Genomic DNA, 20677 nt, shown 5'->3' with positions numbered 1-20677 from the left:
ATGATGGTGAAAAAGATCCTACTGACTGGTGCCTTGTTTTTTGCGCTTGCTCCCTTTGCAGTACAAGCCTCACAAAAGACAACATGTGAAAGCCTGAGAGAAATAATTTCGCAAAAGATCATTGATAATCATGTCTCTAAAGAAGATTTTAGGCTTGAAGTTGTTCCTAATGATCAAGTTGTAGAAGGCTCTGGGAAAGTTGTCGGTAGCTGTGATTATGGAAAACAGAAAATCGTCTATATCCGTCTTTCCCACACTACAGGTTCTCACGCTACTAGCGATGCAAAAGAAGCTCAAAAATGAGAAATTATTAAAATTAAACTGGGGAGCATGTCTGGCTCCCCTTTTCTAATGATTAGTTATCAAACTTGAATATTGCTGAAACATCCAAATAGCAAGATAAATCTCTTTCTTCAGGCCTCAAAAGATAAGGAATTTCGCCAAGTTGTGGTGCCGGTATATGATACCGTAACCTATCCAGTGTCTTGGCATAGTGCGCAAGCCCAGGGTTAATACGGTTAGCTATCCAGCCAATCAGTGGGACACCATCATTGATAATAGATTGGGCGGTCAGGATGGCATGACTGACGCATCCCGCCTGAATCCCTACGACTAAAATAACAGGCAGCTTTTCTTGTACCACCCAGTCTGAGTAGAATGAGTCATCTTGTAGCAATAAACGCCAGCCACCATTACCTTCGATAATCACACGATCGGCTTTTTGGCTTAAATTTTTCAGGCTTTTTGTCATTTGAACAAAATTAATCTGGTTCCCTTCTTCATAATTGCTTTCCCAAATAATAGGATTAATCTCTTCATAAGAGACTTGAACCGGTGAAGATTTATGTATGACTAAGGCATCATGATTACGTATTCCCTCCGGTGTTTCTTGTTTCTCTGTCGCGATGGGTTTATATCCCACGGCGGTTGTTCCTTCACGATTAAATACTTGTAGTAATGCACGGGTAACAACTGTTTTACCAATGTTGGTATCCGTGCCTGTAACAAATAAGCGCGTTAACATAAATTCATTTTTCCATAATGACAGAAGACCGGTTGCTCTTTAGCGAGCAGACTTAAAGTTTAGGATATGTGTTTGAGATAGGGATTGCGTTAGCGCAATGTTTTGCCTGATGTGCTCTATCCTTGCATGAGTTCGATCAGTAACTCACCACTATATAGAGATTGTTTAATCAATGATGCCGCTGGCAGTGTCCCGGTATTGTCAAATTGGGTGGCAACAATATTAACCTGTTGGCTATAGCCAGGGAGAGAAAGTTGGGCTATCTGTTGTTGAATGGCAGGATAGAGAATGTTCTGTGCACCATTTAGTGGGGAACCGATCAAGATTTTCTCTGGGTTGAATATATTAACCATAATAGCCATGATGCGCCCGATTCGTTCTCCGACATCATGAATGATGTTTGTTGCCAGAAGATCGCCTTGATTCGCCGCTTGACAAAGTGAATCAATTGTCAATGGTGATATTGAATAAAGTAGTGAGTCAGGATGGTTTTCTGCCAGGCGATGAACTTTCACCAAGATGTTTTTTATTCCGACAACGGTTTCCAGACAACCTGTATTACCACAATAACAACGTTCACCATCAGGATCGACTTGAGTATGCCCTATTTCCACAACGCTATGGTTTCCGGCATGAAGCATCTGCCCCGCTGTAATAACCCCTGCCCCTACATTATCGTCAATGACGATCTGGATAATGTTCTGGCAGTTTTCACCCGCACCATATAAAGATTCCGCGATTGTCCATGCGGTTATGCTATGTTGCAGAAACGTCGGTAACCCAGTACGCTGATGCAAGAATGTGCCAAGTGGGATATTTTGAATATCATAATACGGTGAACTGTGAATAATCCCACTGTTGGGATCGATAATCGCATTGGTGGTAATACTAATGGCCGTCAGGCGTTCAAGACAAGATTGATGTCGAAAGAAGAAATCATCAATTTCATCAACGATACAATCCAGAAAAGATTGATTAAGGGAAAATGAGAACGGTCGTTCTTCTTCAATTCTCAAGTTATTACTTAAGTCACGAAGACCAAAGACAACACTTCCTTTGTTAATGCGTATGCACAGGAATTGCCACCCTTTACTATCGATTTTCAACCCTACAGCGGGACGTCCTCGAAAACTCAGATCGGGAAATTCTGCTTCTTTTATCAGATGAGCATCAATCAGTTCCCGTGTAATCTTTGTAATACTTGCGGGAGCCAGTTGAGATTTTTTAGAAAGTGCGATACGTGAGATTGGCCCATATTGATCAATTAACCGATAAACCAGACCAATATTGGTCTGTTTAATCTGGTCAATGTGTCTCGGCTGAATATCGACACTCACTTCACCTCCCGTTATTTAATTTGTGACTCTAAATAATGAGTAACGATTATGTCCCTGTTTAAATTAGAAGATATCCGTTTACAATAGAAATGTGATCGTTCACACGAACTTCTCGTGATTATTACGATTAATTAACAAATTTCATCAACAATGTTTGAAATTAAGAGATTGGTTAATCGGTCTACTGCTGCGCTATTCTGTCGATTCTTGTGATTGACCAACCAGACTTCGGAGCAGGCAGGTGCATTTGCTAAATGGAGATATTGAACACCATCGATCTTCATCCGGGTAAATGATTCCGTTATTATACTGATCCCTAACCCCGCAGCAACTAATCCAAGTATTGTCATTGCTTCCCCCGCTTCCTGTGAAATCATAGGAGTGACTCCAGCATTGGCTAGCAGAGAAATAATTTCATCATACAAGGCTGTTCCTACATCACGCTCAAAAAATACGAGTGGATAGCCAGATAACATTTCCAAACTGATACCTTCGTCAGCATAATTCAGCAGGGGATGCCCATCATATACCGCTAGCATAAAGCGTTCGCTGAAAAGTAATCGATGCTCTAAGCTATCAGGCAATAACGTATTCCGCATAATCCCGATATCAATTCTACCTGTCTGCAAAGGTGCTATTTGCTGTTTAGTGTTCATTTGATGCATATGAATGGCTACGTCAGAATAATGTTCACGGAATTGACGTAAACTAAGAGTAACCTTACGCATGAAGGGTGTGGTGGATGTAAAGCCGATAGATATTTCTCCCAGTTCACCTTGCTGCATTCTGGCGGCTTTAGTTGCTGCTGCATCTACTTGGGTAAGTATCTGGTATGCCTCCTTAAGAAACATGTTTCCAGCGGGAGTAAGACTGACATTGCGGTTATTACGCGCCAGTAACTGTGCCTTGATCCTTGTTTCAAGAGCGTGAATTTGTTGGCTTAATGGCGGTTGTGAGATGTTTAATCGTTCCGCTGCACGCCCAAAATGCAATTCTTCCGCAACAGCAATAAAATAACGTAAGTGCCTTAATTCAATGTTTATACTCATCACTTATCACCATATTAATACTTTAAACATATCATTCATGATGATTAATATATTAGACAAAATATTCATGAATTCCTATTCTTGATCAAAATCAAATCGCTAGCATTTTTACATAAATTAAGGAAGTAACGTGAATACAGCCCCAAGCGTCAGTGAAGAATCAGCAGTTCCTGACGTTGAAAGTGATGTTAAAATCAATCAACGACGTGAAAAAGAACAACGCTATATTCAACGAGATGATGCCGTATATCTTCGTGTTACCCTATCCTTCTTTGCCGTAGGACTAGCAACATTCGCGTTACTTTACTTTGTTCAGCCTATATTGCCCATCTTATCAGAGGAATTTAATGTTTCCCCAGCAAGCAGCAGCTTAGCGCTATCTCTATCCACCGGTATGTTATCTCTTGGCTTATTGATAACCGGTCCTTTATCAGATGCTCTTGGCCGTAAAAATGTCATGGTAATGTCATTGGCTACTGCTGCCATTTTTACACTCTTGAGTACAGTAGTGACAAGCTGGAATGGGCTTTTGGTTGTCCGTGCACTAATTGGGTTGTCATTAAGTGGTGTTGCCGCTGTTGCAATGACCTATTTAAGCGAAGAGATTCATCCCAGTTATGTTGCGTTGTCTATCGGGCTTTACGTCAGTGGAAATTCATTGGGAGGAATGAGTGGGCGTTTGATTACAGGTGTGATTGCGGATTATTTTCCTTGGCGGTTCGCTGTCATTTTATTGGGTTCATTTGCACTAATTTCAGCTATTGCATTTTGGAAAATGTTACCACCCTCTAAAAATTTCAGATCAAGTTCATTAAAACCCAAGACCTTGTTTATCAATCTAAAATTGCATTTTCGTGATCAAGGCCTACCTTTATTGTTTGCTGAAGCTTTCTTATTAATGGGCTGCTTTGTCACTATGTTTAACTACATTGGTTATCGGCTATTGGGTGCACCTTACCATTATAATCAAACTATTATTGGATTATTGTCGATAGTCTACTTAACCGGCACTTACAGTGCGACAAAAGCCGGTATTTTGACAAATAAATATGGACGTGGAAAGGTGCTGCTGGTTGCGATCAGTATGATGTTGATTGGTGGTTTCATTACGATATGTTCTTCTATTTGGACAGTTATGCTTGGCATGATGGTGCTAACTACAGGGTTTTTCGCTGCTCATTCGGTTGCTAGTGGATGGGTCGGATGGCGAGCTAAGCGGGCTAAAGCTCAGGCATCGTCTCTTTATTTATTCTGTTATTACGCAGGCTCCAGCGTTGCTGGAACATTAGGTGGTGTATTCTGGCTGTATTTTCAATGGAATGGTGTAGCCATATTTATGTCATTACTAACAACCATTGCACTGTATTTAGGTTTAAAACTCAAAAAACTTGAAAAATGATAAAATAAAATTGCCGGTATCCATAAATATATTCCGGCAATTTTTCACCAGATAAAGTCTAACTTCATTAAATTGTTTTACCCTTTCACTTTAATAATAAGAATGAATCGGTAATGAGTTAATTTTTACTAAATGCCCATCAACCATCTCAATATAATTTTCTCTTTTTAACGATGATAATACACGTTGTATACAGCTGCGTGAAAGCGTACATCTTTGTTCTATATATTTGATGACAGATGTGTTTTCGTGAAATTCAGCAGGCAGAGTTATAAGTCGTGATAATAGACTGCACACAACTTCTTTGGCACCAGGACGAAAAATACTGACATCTCTTGCATACAAAAAAGCCATCTTGTATGAAATTATCCTCATCCATTCTCTATAAAGATCATGTTTTTTTATAGCATTAAAAGCATTAATACGAGGGAGTTGATATAGCCTGCAATGAGGTCCAAGTTCAATAGAATAATAGACATCAGAGCCAGAGTAAAAAGATAACCCTATAATATAAGGTGAAAAAACCGTTGCAATGATTAAACCATCATCTACCCTTCGTATATTTACATACCCCTGCTGCAATAAAAAAAGTTTAGCGAATTCATTTTCAACTCTAAGCAATTTACCTTGTGTCGGTAAATCAGAAGCAATTAATTCAGAATACGGTAATAGCGTATCAACCACTTTTTCAAAGGAATTCACTGGTTTGACTAATTTTTTCATCTTAAACAACCCTGGTGCTGTGTTTGCCCCCACTTTATCAACGATATAAAGTGAACAGTTTTTCTTATATGTGTTACATGAATATTTATTGAGACTTTTTAGAAAATCAGTAATTCCTTTTTGATTTTTATCACAACAGTGAAATGTTTCGCAACAGACGTTTTTCTTTTTGTTGTTTATTAGGCTTTTTTGTATGTTTTGTTGAAGATCTGCTCCTTTTGTTGTTATACTAATATGTATGTTGTAACTAAATATAGTTTGTAAACGCCACATCGTCTATCGCTGAGAGTCCTTATGAATAAATACTTTTCAATAGAATCACTTACGTCCAGCTTCAAAAAACAGGAAGAAAAATTGGCTGAACTCGTTAGGTTATTAATGGACTATCCGCTCATTGATGCGCGGGTGTTTGAATTACCTCAAATTGAAAAAGGCGAAGAACATGAGCAGATTACTGAAATTGCAGTCAATCCATTACAGGGAAATAACGCTCTCAACTTAGGACTACATTTCTACCAAAAGCTATTCATACACCATAACCACCCCAATATCAGCAGCAAAGCTGCAAGTCGGTTACCTGGTGCGTTATGTTTTTCTGTTAGCCACCAGCAATATAAAACAGCGATGAGCGTCATCAATGAAGTTAACCAGCTTAAAGCCGAACTGGAAAATATCGTCACCAAAGAGTCAGGCGTCAACAAAGAACAAAGATTTGAATTTGTCCATGATCATCTACGCGGTTTAATCACCCTGAATGCCTACCGCACTATTACTCCCCTTGTAAATCCAGACTCTATCAATTTTGGTTGGGCTAATAAGAACATCATTAATAAAATAACCAAGCAACAAGTTCTTGAACAGTTGGAAAAAAGTTATAATTCTGGACGAGCGGTTCCTCCCTACTCTAGCGATCAATGGGCGGCATTGGTTGCATTAGAAATTACGGATATTAAGAAATTATCTGATGACGTAATATTAAAAATCAAACGACCTGTCAAAGTTCAACCCATTACCCGCGTTTGGTATTCAGAATTGCAAAAACAGGTACAATATGCCTGTCCATTGCCAATTATTGCTTTTTATACAGACGATTGTGAAATAAAACCGAAGATAGGTACATTATCAAATTATAATGCCAACGCCATCAAACACCGATATAAACCCAAAGCCAAACCACTTGAATTAGTTATCCCACGCTTACATCTTTATCGGGAAATATAAAGCAAAAAACCGGGGGATTTCTCCTCCGGCTTATATCGTCAGTGACTTAATTTTGTCACTGGGTAGTCAGAATTACTTCATGCTACCGACCATATCTTCTGGACGAACCCATGCGTCAAATTCAGCATCGGTTAAATAACCCAGTTGCATCGCTGACTGCTTCAGCGTCAGACCATCTTTATGTGCTTTTTTAGCAATCTCTGCGGCTTTATCATAACCAATATGGGTATTCAAAGCCGTTACCAGCATCAGAGATTCGTTCAGCAATTGAGTAATACGATCATGGTTAGGTTCAATACCAACAGCACAATGATCATTGAAACTACGCATACCATCCGCTAACAAGCGAATTGATTGCAAGAAATTATCGATCACCATCGGACGGAATACGTTCAGCTCAAAGTTACCAGATGCTCCGCCAATATTAATTGCCACATCGTTACCCATCACTTGTGCACACAGCATTGTCATAGCTTCGCACTGAGTCGGATTCACTTTACCCGGCATAATTGAGCTACCTGGCTCATTTTCAGGAATGGAAATTTCACCAATACCACAACGAGGGCCAGAAGCTAACCAGCGAACATCATTAGCAATTTTCATCAGAGATGCAGCCAAACCTTTCAATGCTCCATGTGAATGAACTAATGCATCACAAGTTGCCAGTGCTTCAAATTTATTTGGGGAAGTAACGAAAGGTTGGCCAGATAATTCAGAAATTTTCTTCGCAACGCGAACGGCATATTCAGGGTGCGTATTCAGACCTGTTCCTACCGCTGTACCGCCAAGAGCCAATTCACATACATGAGGAATACTATCTTCAATATGTTTCAGGTTATGAGTCAACATTGCCGCCCAACCGGAAACTTCCTGACCCAGAGTCAGAGGAGTCGCATCTTGCAGGTGAGTACGACCAATTTTTACGATATCTTTAAATGCTGCCGCTTTATCTGCCAGGGTTTTTTGTAATGTTTTCAACTCAGGCAGTAGCTGCTCACTCAATCCAATAACTGCTGCAACATGCATGGCTGTTGGAAAAACGTCATTGGAACTTTGGCTTTTGTTAACATCATCATTGGGATGAATCAGACGTTCATTACCCCTCTGACCGCCAAGGATCTCACTACCACGGTTCGCCAACACTTCATTCATATTCATGTTGCTTTGAGTTCCCGAACCAGTCTGCCAGATAGCAAGAGGGAACTCTGTTGGGTGTTTGCCTTCCAGCACCTCTTTCGCCGCAGCAATAATTGCATCACTACGTTCTTTAGGCAAAAGCCCCAGATCCATATTGACACTGGCCGCAGCCTGTTTAGTCAATGCAAGAGCATGAATCAGCGCAACAGGCATTTTTTCCTGAGAAATGCGGAAATGCTCCAGTGAGCGCTGAGTTTGCGCTCCCCATAATTGGTCAGCAGGTACTTCAATAGGCCCCATTGAGTCTTTTTCAATGCGAGTGGCTGCCATTACTATCTCCTTAGCACACAGAATAATTGAATACGCCGGATCAAAATTTGCAGATAAATTAGTCGGCATTCTATTATCATGCCATAAAGTTATTATCCATAATGCGACCCAATCGTGTTTATTGTATTGTTGTCATATAAATAAGTTTAGTTTTTTATTATAGGAAGTCTTGCCATGCTGAAAATGACCAACCAGATCCAACATTATGACTGGGGTAGTAAAACCGCCCTGACGGACATCTACGGTATTAAGAATCCAAATAATCAGCCAATGGCAGAACTATGGATGGGTGCACATCCGAAATGCAGTTCTCAGGTCACAGATCCCGAAACAGGTGAGATCATCGCATTGAATGCACTAATAGCCCAAGAGCCAGGAAAATATCTTGGGGAAAAAGTGTTTGAACAATTCCAGCGGTTACCATTCTTGTTCAAAGTATTATGCGCAGCCCAGCCACTTTCCATTCAAGTACATCCGGACAAATCATCAGCAGAAACAGGATTTGACCGAGAAAATGCAGCGGGTATTCCTTTAAATTCACCCCAGCGCAACTACAAAGATGATAATCATAAGCCTGAATTGGTGTATGCCCTGACTCCGTTCAAGGCAATGAATGCCTTTCGGCCTTTATCAGACATTGCTCAATTACTTGGCCATGTTTCTGCTGCACATCCCGATATTCAGGCATTTATCCATAATCCGACTGAATCGCATCTATCGTTTCTCTTTTCCCAGTTGCTGACTATGCAAGGCGAACAAAAACGTTTGGCGATCGCCGTTTTGAAATCAGTGCTGAACAATCGAGAGGGAGAACCTTGGGATACCATCAGAAAAGTGGCTGCCTTTTATCCCGATGATAATGGTTTATTTACCCCCCTGCTGCTTAATATAGTTGAACTGAAACCAGGCCAAGCTATGTTTCTCTATGCCCGTACACCTCACGCTTATCTCGAAGGTGTGGCCTTAGAAGTCATGGCTAATTCAGACAATGTTCTGCGCGCCGGCTTAACCAGCAAACATATTGATGTTGCCGAATTGATGGCTAATCTGGATTTTGTTTCCAAACCCGCAGATACTCTACTGACTCTCCCAAAACAGGAAAAAGATGCTCTGAATTACCCTGTTCCTGTCAATGATTTTTACTTTTCTGTTTATAATGTTTCAGAACAGCCAATAACACTGGAAAATGATTCTGCTTCAGTTCTATTTTGCTTTGAAGGTCAAATAATTATCAGCTCGGATGAACAGCAACAACAATTGAGATTATTCTCAGGTGAATCAGTTTTCTTATCTGCTATAGAAAAAAACTTGACTGTTCATGGTAATGGGAAAATTGCTAAAGTATCTAATTAATGAGTTTAGACCCATATCGATATTAAAGACAGAACGCATACTTCCATAATGTTGTATGCATAAAAAGGATGGAATTTCCACATGAAAAAATCGTTAGTAGCTGTAGGTGTTATTGTTGCGTTAGGTGCAGTATGGACTGGCGCATCATGGTATACAGGGAAACAAATTGAAGGCCGCCTGAATAACATCATTAAGACTGTAAACACTCAACTTGCAAAATCATTTCCAGAAAGTGCTATTGAATTGCAAACGAAAGATTTTCAACGTGGAGTATTCAGTTCTGATGTCCGCTTGATCCTCAAAATCAAAGATGGCGTGAAAAATGCGGACATCAAACCAAATGAAGAAATTATCTTCAAATCCAGTATAGGGCATGGCCCGTTACCCATTTCTGACCTGAAAAAATTTAATCTGGTTCCAAAAATGGCATCTATCCATTCAGAGCTAGAACAGAGCAAAGTAACAAAAACCTTATTTGAAGCTACCAAAGGTAAATCCCTGCTCACCATGGAAACCAAAATAGGTTATAGCAGTAGCCTTTCTACTAATATTGATTTTATTCCTGTTGATTACACAGCGAAAAATGGCAATAAGCTGGTCTTTTCAGGTGCAAAAATCGATGCTGAAATTGCCCGTGATTTAAGTAATTTCAAATTTAATGTGAACAGCGATAGGCTGATTTTCAGTTCTCCTTCCAAACACGAAGAACTGACTCTTAAAGGCGTTGGCTTTAAGGGTGATAACAAAAAAGGTAAATTTGACCTGTATCTTGGTGATCAAAATTATAATATTGATGAAATCACCTTGAGTTCAACGAGTGATGACAGCTTCTCTCTCAAGGGAATGAAAATAACTTCTAAGGTAGGAGAAACGGACAAGAACCTGAATCTGAATGTCTCTTATGGCATTGATGGCCTCAAACTCAAGAACATGGATCTTGGCTCAGGTCAATTGGTTATCGGTATGAATAATCTGGATGGTCAATCAATCCGTAAATTTAGTCAGGCTTATAACGATGCCACGGCAAAATCACTAACTTCAGAGGCTCTATCTACCGATTCGGTGTCTAATAAAGTTATCGAAAACGCACATCTGCTGTTTAATAATAGTCCGCAATTCAGCCTTGAGCCGATGACATGGAAAAACAGTAAAGGCGAAAGCTCGGTAAACTTCAAACTCGCATTGAAAAACATACCAGAAAATAAAGACTCGCTGATCTCCATGGGACCGGAAGAAATGATCCGTACCCTCCTTCAAGAGCTATCTTTGGATGTTAAGATACCCAAACCTATGTTGATAGAATCCATCACCCAAGCAAAAATACTTGATGGAAAAACGAAAGAAGCCGCAGAAGCCGAGGCAACTCAAGAAGTACAGATGATAGCCAGCCAAGGTGTTTCGTTTAAAATCCTCACCGATGACAATAACGTGATTGGCCTTAAACTCCACTATGCCAGTGATAAAGTTGAATTGAATGACAAAAAATCCGACTTGCATCAATTCTTGCTTGATAATCACTTAATCGGCTCCTAATATGGCAGACAGACCCGTTTGATTATATATACGAGATCGCAAAAACTTCGATAGTACTTTCATTTTCTTGCCAGTCAATGTGTTGACTGGCTTTTTTGTATATATCTATTTGATAATAAGGATAAAAAATGATTGATATACGGCTTCCATTGACCGATTTACACCGTCACCTTGACGGCAACATTCGTCCTGAAACCATTCTGGAACTCGCCCGTCAGTATAATATCCCGTTACCGGCTTATGAGCTGGAAGCATTGCGTCCTCATGTCCAGATTACTGAAAACGAACCCAATCTTATCAGCTTCCTGCAAAAACTGGATTGGGGGGTAACGGTACTCGCAGATTTAGATGCCTGCCGCCGCGTTGCCATTGAAAATGTTGAAGATGCAGTCAATGCTGGGCTTGATTATGCAGAACTGCGTTTCTCACCTTACTACATGGCGATGAAACATCAGCTCCCTGTTGAAGGAGTGGTTGAGGCCGTAATTGATGGTGTTCACTCTGCCAGTCAGCAACTTGATGTTCAGATCCGGCTGATCGGCATTCTAAGCAGAACGTTTGGCGAAAAGGCCTGTACTCAGGAACTGTCTGGCCTTCTCGCTCATAAGCAACACATTACAGCGCTGGATCTGGCCGGTGATGAGCTTGGCTTCCCTGGTTATTTGTTTGAGCAGCATTTTATCCAAGCACGTGATGCAGGTTGGAACATTAGTGTACATGCTGGAGAAGCTGCTGGTGCAGAAAGTATTTGGCATGCTATTCGTGAATTGGGAGCAACCCGGATTGGTCACGGCGTGAAAGCAATTACCGATCCCGCATTGATGGATTACCTGGCAAAACACGGCATCGGTATTGAATCTTGTCTGACATCGAACCTACAAACCAGTACAGTAAATTCCCTGTCAACCCATCCACTGAAACAATTCCTTGCTCATGGCATTCTGGCATCAATCAATACAGATGATCCAGCGGTTGAAGGGATCGAAATTCACCACGAATATAACGTTGCTGCTCCTGCAGCTGGGTTATCACCCGAACAAATCCGACAAGCACAGATTAATGGGTTGAAAACTGCATTCCTCAGTGAAGCAGAAAAACAAGCGCTGAAAACCAAGGCTGCAAATCGCTAGAAGACTGCTAAAAAGCAGTCTTTATTGAGAAGGCAGAAAATTAATCTGCCTTTTTTGGACGCCTTGCATAACGCCGGGCAAGTACTGCACAAACCATCAATTGAATCTGATGAAAAATCATCAACGGTAGCAGCATCACACCTACCATTGGAGCAGGAAACAATACATTAGCCATCGGTACACCATTGGCGAGGCTTTTTTTAGAGCCACAGAAGACAATAGTAATTTCATCTTCTTTACTGAACCCAAACAAACGCGAGCTGTATACATTAATCATCAATATCATAGTCAATAAAACACAGCACACGACGCCAATAATCATAAGCGAGTAAGCATCAATTTTATGCCAGATACCCTCCACCACCGCCTCACTGAATGCAACATACACCACCAGCAAAATAGAAGATCGGTCAGTAGAGTTGACTAATTTTTTATGTTTTTCCACCCAACTGGCAATTAATGGGCGCGATAGATGCCCGACAATAAATGGCACCATCAGTTGCAGGATAATATCTTTTATTGCTTTCCACGTATCAGTATGACCATCATTAGTCTGAATCAACAAGCCGACCAATAATGGAGAAACAAACACCCCCAACAAACTGGAAGCCGAAGCACTGCATATGGCTGCTGCGACATTGCCCTTTGCTACCGAAGTAAAGGCGATAGCAGATTGCACAGTAGCAGGCAAAGCGCAAAGATAAAGAAATCCCATATAGACCGTTGGCGACAGCCATTCCGGTACAATAAAATACAGCCCCATTCCCAATATCGGGAACAAAACAAAGGTACTCAAGAAAATCACCAGATGCAGCCGCCAGTGCCCAATTCCCGCTAAAATCGCACCACGGGACAGTTTGGCTCCATGCATGAAAAACAGAAGTGCAATAGCCGCGGTCGTCAAATATTGAAACCACTTCTTCGATTCTCCTTCACAGGGGAAAAGCGTTGCGATGATCACTACTGTAATTAGTGTTACCAGAAAAGGGTCGATTCTTAACTTCTGCCACCAGCTCATCACTATTGTTCCCCTTGCTCTATCATTCCCAGTCGATAAGGATCGTGCGTTGCTCTTTTGCCGATTTTTCACCGGCTTCAATCAGTTTCATGATCAAAATAGCCTCGTCTGCCGTCACAGGGTTGGATTTCCCAGCCACAATAGCATCACGGATAGCCGCATAATATGCTCCATAATTGCCCGGTAGAGTCGGAATAATTTGCGTTATCAAATCGTCTCCTTGTGACATTGTCACGCTTCCATCACGTATATCGTATCCCCAATCAGTCCGTGGTGGTCTTTCCCCTGCTTTCAAGCGCTCTTCTTGTGTGTCCAAACCATACTTCACATAACTACCTTCCATACCATGCAGTATATAAATCGGAGACTCTGCCGCTGCGACTGTTGTTGCATGCAATACAACGTTCAAATCTGGATAATTCAACTGAGCATGAAAATAATCCACCGCCTCGGCATTAGGACGAATCATACCTAAATTCACGGTGATAGCATGTGGCTTACCAAAGAGTTGAACCGCCTGATCCAATAAATGAGGCCCCAGATCGTACCAAATTCCTCCACCAGCTCCCGCAGCTTCCCGCCAGCGCTGACGAACCACCGGACGGTAGCGGTCAAAGTGGGATTCATAATATTTCAATTTTCCCAATCGATTTTCTTGAATCAATGACTTAACTGTTAAAAAACCGGCATCCCAACGACGATTATGGAAGACAGACAGCAACAAGTTAGCCTCTTCCGCCTGCTCCTTAAGTGCTTCTGCTTCTTCTACTGTGATGGTGAAAGGTTTATCAACTACGACATGTTTACCGGCTGCTAGCGCTTTCTGTGCCAATGGATAATGAGTATCATTGGGCGTTGGGATCACAATCAGGTCAATATTTGGATCACTGAATAATGCTTCCGGCGAGGAAACTACAGTAACAGTCGGCCAATCTTTTCTGACTTTTTCTGTATCACTGCTGGAAATCGCAGCTAATTCAACATTAGATGTACCTGCAATTAATGGCGCATGGAACGTTTTGCTTGCATAACCATACCCTACTAAGCCAACTTTTAAAAAATCACTCATAACCACCTCTCAAAATTTTTGTAATACAGCTAACGAGTATCAAGAGGTCAGAAAATATCACCACTTTTCACCAATTAGCAAATAATCAAAGTTCCTGTGTTACTATCTTTTTCCTATATCAAAACGCTCATCATGGAGTGAAGATTCTTTATGTATCAATCCAATGATTATTACCGTATTAACGGCTGGTTATTGGCTCCCGCCGCCTATCTGATTATGACACTTATTGCGGCCAGTTTAATGCTGTTGCTATATTTAATAACGCTCATCTACAGAAACGAAGCTATCCACCAAGTAGACGGAAACTTCACCACTATGTGGTATATATCCGTATTAACCACTGCAATGATGTGGTGTTTTACTCTTTGGGTATTAAAGCTGCTTTTTATTCATTCAAAAAGATTCCCGCGAATCTTTATTATCTGGCTCATGGTCTCTGTTCTAATTGCCATAAAAACCTTCGCCTTTTCCCCCATTTCTGACGAGATGGCTATTCGTTCGCTGTTATGGCCGCTATTAGCTGCCGCTGTTTTCGTTCCTTATATCAAGCGTTCCCATCGGGTGAAAATGACTTTCACACAAGATCGATAACATCCCCCACAATCGATTGTTATCATTGCCCCGCTTGTTTCATCGCAAGGTGGGGCAATCTCTGTCATTTACATTGACTATAAACAGTACTTTACTTTCAAATATATTATTTTCAGGTATAGCAATGACTGAATACCTTCTTTTATTTATTGGCACAGTGTTAGTTAATAATTTTGTTTTAGTAAAATTTTTGGGCTTATGTCCTTTTATGGGCGTTTCCAAAAAACTCGAAACAGCCATTGGCATGGGGCTGGCAACAACATTTGTTCTGACCCTCGCCTCCATCAGTTCATGGCTGATAAACACCTTTATTCTTGTACCATTGGATTTAGTTTATTTACGCACACTGAGTTTTATCCTCGTTATCGCCGTTGTCGTCCAATTCACCGAGTTGGTCGTCCGAAAAACCAGCCCGGCGCTCTATCGGTTATTGGGAATTTTTCTGCCATTGATCACAACTAACTGCGCTGTTCTCGGTGTCGCGTTGCTGAACGTCAATCAATCACATAACTTTCTGCAATCAGCTATATATGGTTTCAGCGCCGCAGTCGGTTTTTCCCTTGTGATGGTACTGTTCGCCGCCATTCGTGAACGTCTGGCAGTTGCCAACATTCCTGCTCCTTTTCGTGGTTCATCGATAGGGCTTATTACTGCAGGGTTGATGTCCCTTGCATTTATGGGCTTTAGTGGTTTGGTGAAATTCTAATGATGTCATTATGGATTGCTATCGGTGTGTTGAGCCTGCTGGGATTAGCCTTTGGCTTAATTCTAGGTTTTGCTGCCCGTCGTTTTAAAGTGGAAGAAGATCCTATTGTTGAGAAAATTGACAACCTGTTGCCTCAGAGCCAATGTGGGCAATGTAGCTACCCGGGCTGTCGCCCGTATGCAGAAGCAATTACCAATAATGGAGAGATGATAAACAAATGCGCTCCAGGCGGAGAGCAGGTAATGCTCAAAATGGCCGAGTTGCTGGGTGTTGACCCTCAGCCGCTGGATGGCGATGACAGTGTTCAGAATCCGGCAAGAAAGGTGGCTTTCATTGATGAGGAGAACTGCATAGGCTGCACCAAATGCATTCAGGCATGTCCGGTCGATGCCATTATTGGCGCAAACCGTGCAATACACACTGTAGTTGAAGATCTCTGTACTGGCTGTGATCTGTGTGTCGCACCCTGTCCAACAGATTGCATCACAATGATCCCTGTCGCTACTACTACATCAAACTGGAAATGGGATTTGAATTCCATTCCAGTCAGAAATATTCCGATTAATCCAATCTTTGTTTCTCCTACTAAGCCTGTTGAGGTTAAAGCTAATGTTTAATCTGTTCAACTTGCTTAACAAAAATAAAATCTGGGATTTTGAGGGTGGTATCCATCCACCAGAAATGAAACTGCAATCCAGCCGTACCCCATTACGCTACGCACCAATACCGGATGAATTAATTATTCCTCTGCAACAACATTTAGGCCCAGAAGGTGAATTACTGGTTAAAGTTGGTGACAAGGTACTGAAAGGCCAACCTTTGACGGTTGGTACAGGCCGTACCGTGCCCGTTCATGCATCTACGTCAGGGACTATCACGGCAATTGAACCCTGTGTCACTGCTCACCCTTCCGGACTGAAAGAATTATGTGTCCGCCTGTATCCAGATGGTAAAGATAAATGGTGTGAACGTATTCAAACCACGGATTACACTTCCCTCAATACCAGCACTTTATTGCAACGCATTCAACAGGCAGGTATTGCCGGTCTGGGTGGTGCGGGCTTCCCTACCGCGTCAAAACTACAAGGTAGTCGGCATGATTTAAAAACGTTGATCATCAATGCAGCAGAGTGTGAACCGTACATCACAGCAGATGATCGTCTGATACAGGAACATGCCAACGAAGTGATTGAAGGTATACGCATTTTGATGCACTTACTCAATCCAGAACGAGTGTTGATTGGTATTGAAGATAATAAGCCTGAAGCGATTGATGCGCTGAATACCGCTCTTAATGGTGACGACTCCATCGTTGTACGTGTTATTCCCACAAAATACCCGTCTGGTGGTGCAAAGCAACTTACCAAAATCCTGACAGGTAAAGAAGTACCATCTGGCGGGCGTTCCTCCGATATTGGTGTTCTCATGCAGAATGTCGGCACAGTCATGGCCATCAAACGAGCTATTATCGATGGAGAACCGTTAATCGAACGTATCGTGACTCTGACTGGAGAAGCCGTTACTGCACCCGGAAACTTCTGGGCGCGTCTGGGTACTCCCGTTCAATTCCTACTGCAACAAGCAGGATTCAAAGCCAAGTCAGAACAAATGGTTATTATGGGAGGGCCATTAATGGGCTTTACCCTGCCAGATTTAAACGTACCTGTCGTCAAAATCAGTAACTGCATTCTTGCCCCTTCCATTCAGGAAATGGAACCGAAAACGGTTGAAGAGGCCTGTATCCGCTGTGGCTTATGTGTTGAAGCTTGCCCGGCGGGGCTATTACCTCAGCAGCTTTATTGGTTCAGTCGCGGGCAGGAACATAAAAAAGCCAAAAATCATCATCTGTTCGACTGTATTGAGTGTGGTGCCTGTGCTTACGTATGTCCAAGCAATATTCCTTTGGTTCAATACTACCGTCAGGAAAAAGCAGAAATACGCGCCATAGATGCAGAAACACGCCGTTCGGCTGAAGCCAAAATCCGCTTTGAAGCCAAACAATCGCGTATGGAACAAGAAAAACTGGCTCGAGAGGAACGCCATAAAAAATCGGCTGTTCAAGTGGATAGCAAAGATCAAAGCGCTATACAGGCGGCTCTTAGCAGAGTGAAGGAAAAACAGAAAAATGCGGGTGAAGCTATCAATGTTCAAGCTGGGAAATTGCCTGATAATGAAGCAGCTATTGCAGCACGTAAGGCCAGAAAAGAACAATTGCGTACTCGTCAGGCAGAGAAACCAGCAACAATAACTGTAAATACAGAACCCGCCACACCAACTGAAAGTGATGATCTCCGCAAAGCTGCACTTGCAGCCGCAATAGCCAGAGTAAAAGCGAAAAAAGCGACTCAAAGTGAAGTGGTGACAACGTCACAAAAAGATTCACCAAATAACGCGGATGATAAACAAGATCCACGTAAGGCAGCCGTCGCTGCGGCCATCGCTCGCGCTAAAGCTAAAAAAGCCGCGCAAAATCAGTCCGAACCTACGCCACAGCAAGAAGATATTACCGCTGTACCGGAAGAGATTGATCCACGCAAAGCTGCCGTCGCTGCGGCCATTGCTCGTGTGAAAGCCAAAAAAGCAGCGCTAGAAAAACAAGAAACTCCAACAGAATAGTGATATTTATCGATGAAATTCAGGCCAGTAAAAACTGACAATAACCAGCTAAAAGTCGCTAGTTCGCCTTTTACACACAATCAAAAAAGTACCAGCCAGCTCATGCTGTGGGTAGTTTTAGCCGCCGTACCCGGTATTGCGGTACAAACCTATCTATTTGGCTATGGAACCCTATTCCAGATCTTGCTGGCTGTTATTACCGCCTTACTCGCTGAATCTGTAGCCATTTCCATGAAAAAACAGGTAATAGCTCCATTCCTCAAAGACAACTCAGCGCTAGTGACAGGATTACTATTAGGAATTAGCCTGCCCCCTTTAGCACCGTGGTGGCTGATCGTACTTGGCACATTCTTTGCGATTATCATCGCCAAACACCTGTATGGGGGACTTGGACAAAACCCATTTAACCCTGCCATGGTGGGTTATGTCGTTTTACTTATCTCATTTCCTGTACAGATGACAAGCTGGCTGCCACCAGTGTCCTTTCAGGCACTCACGTTGACCCCTTGGGATTGCCTGATGGTGATCTTTACAGGGCATACGCCTGATGGTTCTACTTTGATTCATCTGCAACAAGGTATCGATGGGCTCAGTCAAGCCACACCTTTGGACAGCTTTAAAACCGGCAGATTGACCCACAATATTGATGAAGTATTACAGCAACCAATGTTACAAGGCACTTTGGTCGGTATTGGCTGGCAATGGGTCAATGTTGCTTACCTGGTTGGGGGGCTGATTATGCTGAACAGAAAAGTTATTAGCTGGCAGATCCCTACCGCATTTATTTTAGCGCTGTGCACCTGTGCTTTACTCAGTTGGCTTATCGACCCAACCCGCTATTCACCACCTTTGCTCCAGATTTTTTCCGGTGCAACTATGTTGGGCGCATTTTTTATCGCAACCGATCCGGTTAGTGCATCAACCACATCAAAAGGCCGGCTAATTTACGGTGCTATTATTGGTATGTTGATTTGGGTTATTCGTGTATATGGTGGTTATCCAGATGCCATAGCATTTGCCGTCTTATTGGCAAATATCTGCGTGCCACTGATCGACCATTACACCCAACCTCGTGCGTACGGCCATAAATAAGGGGATTCCATGTTAGAAACCATGCGACGTCACGGGATTACCCTCGCAATTTTTGCGGCCTGCACTACAGGGCTGACTGCTATTGTCTATTCTTTGACAAAAGATCGGATTGCCGAGCAAGCTGCACTACAACACAAGATACTGCTCGATCAAGTTGTCCCTCCCACACTGTATAACAACAATATGCAAGATGAATGCTATGTGGTAACAGCTGATGCATTGGGCAACAAACAACCCCATAGACTTTATCTCGCCCGTAAAAATGGCTCTCCTGTTGCGGCTGCGATAGAAAGTACCGCACCAGATGGCTATTCAGGTGCAATCCAATTATTGGTAGGTGCTGATTTTTCAGGCAATGTATTCGGTGTTCGTGTAACTGAACATCATGAAACACCGGGCTTAGGCGATAAAATTGACACACGTATTTCCAATTGGATCTATTCTCTTTCTGACAAAAAAGTCATTTCAGACAACGACCCTCATTGGGCTGTCAAAAAAGACGGCGGGGAATTTGACCAATTTACAGGAGCAACCATCACGCCCCGTGCCGTCATAAATGCAGCTAAACGGACAACCCTCTATCTGAAAACCATTCCCGCACAACTTTCTTCACTACCAACTTGTGGAACTGAATAATGAGTGAAACCAAAAAACTACTTTCTCAAGGGTTATGGAAAAACAACTCCGCATTAGTCCAGCTATTGGGGCTTTGTCCTTTGCTGGCCGTCTCTTCTACTGCCACCAATGCTCTGGGGCTGGGATTGGCGACAACATTGGTTCTATTAAGTACCAATGTTGCGGTGTCTGCCTTACGACACTGGGTTCCCCATGAAATCCGCATTCCTATTTATGTGATGATCATTGCCTCTGTCGTCAGTGCCGTCCAGATGTTAATCAATGCATTCGCCTTCGGATTATATGAATCATTGGGAATATTTATCCCTTTGATCGTGACTAACTGTATCGTCATTGGCCGTGCTGAAGCTTACGCATCAAAAAATTCGATCTACAATTCCACAATTGATGGCCTTGCAATGGGGCTCGGCGCAACCTTTTCCCTATTCGTACTAGGAGCCATACGAGAAATTTTAGGAAATGGCACCATTTTTGATGGTGCCGATCTGTTATTAGGAAGTTGGGCAAAATCATTACGCCTTGAAATTATGCATATGGACTCTCCATTCCTGTTAGCCATCCTGCCACCGGGTGCATTCATCGGATTAGGCTTGATGCTGGCAGGAAAATATATCATTGATAAACGCATCAAAAATCGGGCTGATAATCAAGCACGTCGCTATGACAACGTAGAGAAAGGCTGTGGCAGCCATATTACGAAAAGCTAAGGACGT

The 20677-nt window shown here is 42.2% G+C and carries 20 protein-coding genes; 13 read left to right on the top strand and 7 right to left on the bottom strand.

The window, feature by feature from the left end; translation table 11 throughout:
- Complete coding sequence (locus XBJ1_RS09855) at positions 1-303, top strand: DUF1161 domain-containing protein (RefSeq protein ID WP_232503275.1); 303 nt, start codon at positions 1-3, stop codon at positions 301-303.
- Positions 304-355: 52 nt separating this feature from the next.
- On the opposite strand, the gene bioD is transcribed toward XBJ1_RS09855, so the two are convergent.
- The 3 genes from bioD to XBJ1_RS09840 form a co-directional block, all read right to left on the bottom strand.
- Positions 356-1024: a dethiobiotin synthase gene (bioD, locus tag XBJ1_RS09850; protein WP_012988764.1), complete on the bottom strand. Its 669-nt coding sequence runs from the start codon at positions 1022-1024 to the stop codon at positions 356-358.
- A 116-nt stretch (positions 1025-1140) separates the two neighbouring features.
- Positions 1141-2361: a sugar metabolism global transcriptional regulator Mlc gene (mlc, locus tag XBJ1_RS09845; RefSeq protein ID WP_012988763.1), complete on the bottom strand. Its 1221-nt coding sequence runs from the start codon at positions 2359-2361 to the stop codon at positions 1141-1143.
- A 131-nt stretch (positions 2362-2492) separates the two neighbouring features.
- Positions 2493-3404 (bottom strand): LysR family transcriptional regulator, encoded by a 912-nt coding sequence (locus XBJ1_RS09840; RefSeq protein WP_038198857.1) that lies wholly within the window; start codon positions 3402-3404, stop codon positions 2493-2495.
- A 136-nt stretch (positions 3405-3540) separates the two neighbouring features.
- Between XBJ1_RS09840 and XBJ1_RS09835 the strand changes: the two genes are divergently transcribed.
- Positions 3541-4809 carry an MFS transporter gene (locus XBJ1_RS09835; protein WP_012988761.1) on the top strand — a complete coding sequence of 423 codons (1269 nt, stop codon included), beginning with the start codon at positions 3541-3543 and terminating at the stop codon, positions 4807-4809.
- A 90-nt stretch (positions 4810-4899) separates the two neighbouring features.
- On the opposite strand, the gene XBJ1_RS09830 is transcribed toward XBJ1_RS09835, so the two are convergent.
- Positions 4900-5805: a helix-turn-helix domain-containing protein gene (locus XBJ1_RS09830; protein WP_230578770.1), complete on the bottom strand. Its 906-nt coding sequence runs from the start codon at positions 5803-5805 to the stop codon at positions 4900-4902.
- A 21-nt stretch (positions 5806-5826) separates the two neighbouring features.
- On the opposite strand from XBJ1_RS09830, the gene tus reads away from it, so the two are divergent.
- On the top strand, positions 5827-6753 hold the full coding sequence (gene tus / locus XBJ1_RS09825) for a DNA replication terminus site-binding protein (RefSeq protein WP_012988759.1): 927 nt from the start codon (positions 5827-5829) through the stop codon (positions 6751-6753).
- Positions 6754-6825: 72 nt separating this feature from the next.
- Here tus and fumC read toward each other — a convergent pair whose 3' ends face one another.
- Positions 6826-8220 (bottom strand): class II fumarate hydratase, encoded by a 1395-nt coding sequence (fumC, locus tag XBJ1_RS09820; RefSeq protein WP_012988758.1) that lies wholly within the window; start codon positions 8218-8220, stop codon positions 6826-6828.
- Between the two features lie 174 nt (positions 8221-8394).
- On the opposite strand from fumC, the gene manA reads away from it, so the two are divergent.
- From manA to add, 3 genes are all read left to right on the top strand, one after another.
- Entirely contained in the window at positions 8395-9573 is a 1179-nt protein-coding gene (manA, locus tag XBJ1_RS09815; protein WP_012988757.1) for a mannose-6-phosphate isomerase, read from the top strand.
- An 81-nt stretch (positions 9574-9654) separates the two neighbouring features.
- Positions 9655-11106, top strand: coding sequence for a YdgA family protein (locus XBJ1_RS09810; RefSeq protein ID WP_012988756.1), 1452 nt, complete (start codon positions 9655-9657; stop codon positions 11104-11106).
- 128 nt (positions 11107-11234) lie between these two features.
- Entirely contained in the window at positions 11235-12236 is a 1002-nt protein-coding gene (add, locus tag XBJ1_RS09805; protein ID WP_012988755.1) for an adenosine deaminase, read from the top strand.
- Between the two features lie 40 nt (positions 12237-12276).
- Here the strand turns inward: add and XBJ1_RS09800 are convergent, their stop codons facing one another.
- Positions 12277-13254 carry a bile acid:sodium symporter family protein gene (locus XBJ1_RS09800; RefSeq protein ID WP_012988754.1) on the bottom strand — a complete coding sequence of 326 codons (978 nt, stop codon included), beginning with the start codon at positions 13252-13254 and terminating at the stop codon, positions 12277-12279.
- A gap of 22 nt (positions 13255-13276) precedes the next feature.
- Positions 13277-14323 (bottom strand): oxidoreductase, encoded by a 1047-nt coding sequence (locus XBJ1_RS09795; protein WP_012988753.1) that lies wholly within the window; start codon positions 14321-14323, stop codon positions 13277-13279.
- Between the two features lie 150 nt (positions 14324-14473).
- On the opposite strand from XBJ1_RS09795, the gene XBJ1_RS09790 reads away from it, so the two are divergent.
- From XBJ1_RS09790 to XBJ1_RS09760, 7 genes are all read left to right on the top strand, one after another.
- Entirely contained in the window at positions 14474-14914 is a 441-nt protein-coding gene (locus XBJ1_RS09790) for a DUF2569 domain-containing protein (protein ID WP_012988752.1), read from the top strand.
- A gap of 124 nt (positions 14915-15038) precedes the next feature.
- Positions 15039-15620, top strand: coding sequence for an electron transport complex subunit RsxA (gene rsxA / locus XBJ1_RS09785; protein ID WP_012988751.1), 582 nt, complete (start codon positions 15039-15041; stop codon positions 15618-15620).
- Positions 15620-16237 carry an electron transport complex subunit RsxB gene (gene rsxB / locus XBJ1_RS09780; RefSeq protein ID WP_012988750.1) on the top strand — a complete coding sequence of 206 codons (618 nt, stop codon included), beginning with the start codon at positions 15620-15622 and terminating at the stop codon, positions 16235-16237. Before rsxA ends, rsxB begins: the two co-directional genes overlap by 1 nt.
- Entirely contained in the window at positions 16230-18236 is a 2007-nt protein-coding gene (rsxC, locus tag XBJ1_RS09775) for an electron transport complex subunit RsxC (RefSeq protein ID WP_012988749.1), read from the top strand. The genes rsxB and rsxC overlap by 8 nt, the downstream gene beginning before the upstream one ends.
- A 12-nt stretch (positions 18237-18248) precedes the next feature.
- Positions 18249-19328, top strand: a complete 1080-nt coding sequence (rsxD, locus tag XBJ1_RS09770; RefSeq protein ID WP_012988748.1) for an electron transport complex subunit RsxD — start codon at positions 18249-18251, stop codon at positions 19326-19328.
- Between the two features lie 9 nt (positions 19329-19337).
- The gene (gene rsxG / locus XBJ1_RS09765; protein WP_012988747.1) at positions 19338-19964 is read left to right on the top strand and encodes an electron transport complex subunit RsxG; all 627 of its coding nucleotides are present in this window, start codon (positions 19338-19340) and stop codon (positions 19962-19964) included.
- Entirely contained in the window at positions 19964-20671 is a 708-nt protein-coding gene (locus XBJ1_RS09760) for an electron transport complex subunit E (protein WP_012988746.1), read from the top strand. Before rsxG ends, XBJ1_RS09760 begins: the two co-directional genes overlap by 1 nt.
- Positions 20672-20677: the final 6 nt, after the last annotated feature.

Origin of the sequence: Xenorhabdus bovienii SS-2004 (assembly GCF_000027225.1) — a bacterium.
Taxonomy (GTDB): domain Bacteria; phylum Pseudomonadota; class Gammaproteobacteria; order Enterobacterales; family Enterobacteriaceae; genus Xenorhabdus; species Xenorhabdus bovienii_C.
The sequence above is the reverse complement of the archived record's forward strand: the minus strand, read 5'-3'. Positions and strand labels throughout refer to the sequence as shown.